Annotated in this window: 2 protein-coding genes and 2 pseudogenes; 3 read left to right on the top strand and 1 reads right to left on the bottom strand. The window is 68.7% G+C overall.

What is annotated here, in order from left to right; all coding sequences use genetic code 11:
- Positions 1-303 precede the first annotated feature (303 nt).
- The 3 genes and pseudogenes from UG55_RS41855 to UG55_RS41845 all read left to right on the top strand — a co-directional run.
- Positions 304-766 (top strand): annotated as a pseudogene (locus tag UG55_RS41855) (DUF222 domain-containing protein); the annotation flags it as partial.
- Position 767: 1 nt separating this feature from the next.
- Positions 768-882 (top strand): annotated as a pseudogene (locus UG55_RS41850) (HNH endonuclease); the annotation flags it as partial.
- A 1-nt stretch (position 883) separates the two neighbouring features.
- A partial coding sequence (locus tag UG55_RS41845) for an HNH endonuclease signature motif containing protein (RefSeq protein ID WP_242424940.1) occupies positions 884-1,509 on the top strand: 626 nt, incomplete at its 5' end.
- A 65-nt stretch (positions 1,510-1,574) separates the two neighbouring features.
- Here UG55_RS41845 and UG55_RS22170 read toward each other — a convergent pair.
- Positions 1,575-2,049 (bottom strand): cation:proton antiporter (locus UG55_RS22170; protein ID WP_206779405.1); only part of this gene is annotated, 475 nt, incomplete at both ends.

The following is a 2,049-nucleotide window of genomic DNA, read 5'->3' as shown; positions in this document are numbered from 1 at the left end:
ACGGATGCTGTGCCGCCGGGTGGCTCGAAGGTCGAGGATCTGGTGTCCGCGCTTGAGGCCCTCGTCTGTGCGGTGTTGGCGAATGAATCAGCTGACCACGCCGTTCGTGACGCCGATTCCGATCGCGACGCGGCTCCCGGCACCAGTCCNGGCGTCGAGACCAGCCCGTGTGTCGAAACCGGCCCGTGTGATGGGCAGGGCGCGAGAGAGGATGCGGAGGCGGAATTTCGAGCGGGTTTTCGTCGTCTCCTGCGCAGTTACCGGACCAAGAGCCAGATCCTGAGCTGGGCGCAGGCCGCGATCATGGAGGATCTGTCCGCCGTAACCTGTCTGCGACCCCCGCCGGGTACCGCTGCTGAGCTGGCCTATGACGAGTTCGCTCCGGTAGATGTCGCGGTCGAGGTCGGAATCTCCCCGGCCACCGCGACGCGGGAGCTGCTGGACGCCTGCTCCATCGCCAAGCGTCTGCCGAATGCCCTGACCGCCTTGAAACACGGTCAGATCGACCTACCCCGCCTGCGGTCCTTGGAACATGCGGTCAGCCCGCTCGACGATGAGACGGCCGCAGCCGTCGAAGCTTACGTCCTCGCCCAGGGGAGGCGGCCCACCCGGCGGGCGTTTCGCGATGGCTGTAACCGCGCTGTTCTCCGGGTCGACCCCGATGGTGCCGCCGACCGTGCTGGGGCTGCTGAAGGGGACCGTCGGGTCCGGATTTACCCGGGGGAGAACAGCACCAGCACCCTGAGCGCTTTCCTGCCCGCGGTAGNGGCCGATGCCTGCTATCAGCGGGTCGACCAGCTCGCCCGAGACATCGCGGCCAGTCGTGGGCCCGATGACCGCCGCACTCGTGACCAGATCCGCGCCGATGTGGTGGTGGATCTGNTGACGGGCCGTACCGAGCACGGCAAGCCTTTCTCCTGCGAGGTCCAGGTAGTGGTGCCCGTGGGTGTTCTGCTCGGCCTTTCCTCGGAGCCCGGGGAGATTCCGGGGGTCGGTCCGATTCCCGCCGCGATAGCCCGAGAAATGGCCGAGCGTCCCGGGTCGACGTGGCGGCGTCTGCTCACCGACCCACAAGGCCATCTCCTCGAGGTCGGGGACCGGCGGTTTCCGACCCCGGCGCAGGCACGCCACGTCCAGGCCCGGGACCGTACCTGCCGGATGCCCGGGTGCGCCCGCCGTGCGAGGCGCTGCGACCTCGACCACACCGTCCCCCACAGCCAGGGCGGGAAAACGGTGATCGCCAACCTCGGGCCGCTGTGCCGCAGGCATCATCGGCTCCGGCACAGCGGCCCCTGGCGAATCAGCCAGCCACGACCGGGTGTGTTCCGGTGGGTGACGACGCTCGGCCATGAGGTCACGGTGACACCCCACACCTACCTCGACCCGCCCCTGCCGTGTCCCCGTTCCGGCGCCGGCGACGCCGGGCACGCCGACTCCCGAGCGGCGGGGCTGCGACCGACGGCGAACCGTGGATGGCCGGAGTACGACGCGCAGAGGCCTCCGTTTTGACCGGCTTCCGGGTCCCGGCGTTCGACCAGCGTCAGCAGGGGTGTGGTCATCAATGTCGTCACCANGGCGACGAGTACCAGCGCGCTGAACAGGGAGGGTGTCACGATGCCCTCCTCCAGACCGATGTTCAGGGCGATGAGCTGCATGAGTCCGCGGGCGTTCATCAACGCGCCGACCCGCAGCGCCACCCCGTTCGGCTCGCCGCGCAGCCGGGCCGCGGCCCAGCAGGCGCCGAACTTCCCCGCGACGGCGCACGCCACACAACCGGCCGCGAAGAGGAGAACAGAGCTGTCGCCGAGCAGGCCGAACTCGGTGTGCAGCCCGGAGTAGGTGAAGAACAACGGGAGGAAAACATGCTGGGAAATCGGGGTCAGGGTTCCGATGACGGCCTCGGACCGCTCATTCTGCGGCATGACCACGCCGACGGCGAAGGCTCCGAAAACGGCGTACAGGCCGATCCCGTCCGTGTACCAGGCGATGGCGAAGAGCAGCGCGACCGTGCCGAGGATCTGTTCCTGGGGCCCTATTCGCGGATGCGTC

This window comes from Frankia sp. EI5c, assembly GCF_001636565.1.
Classification (GTDB): Bacteria; Actinomycetota; Actinomycetes; order Frankiales; family Frankiaceae; genus Parafrankia.
Note: the sequence above shows the minus strand (reverse complement) of the source record. Positions and strands in the feature narration are given on the sequence as shown.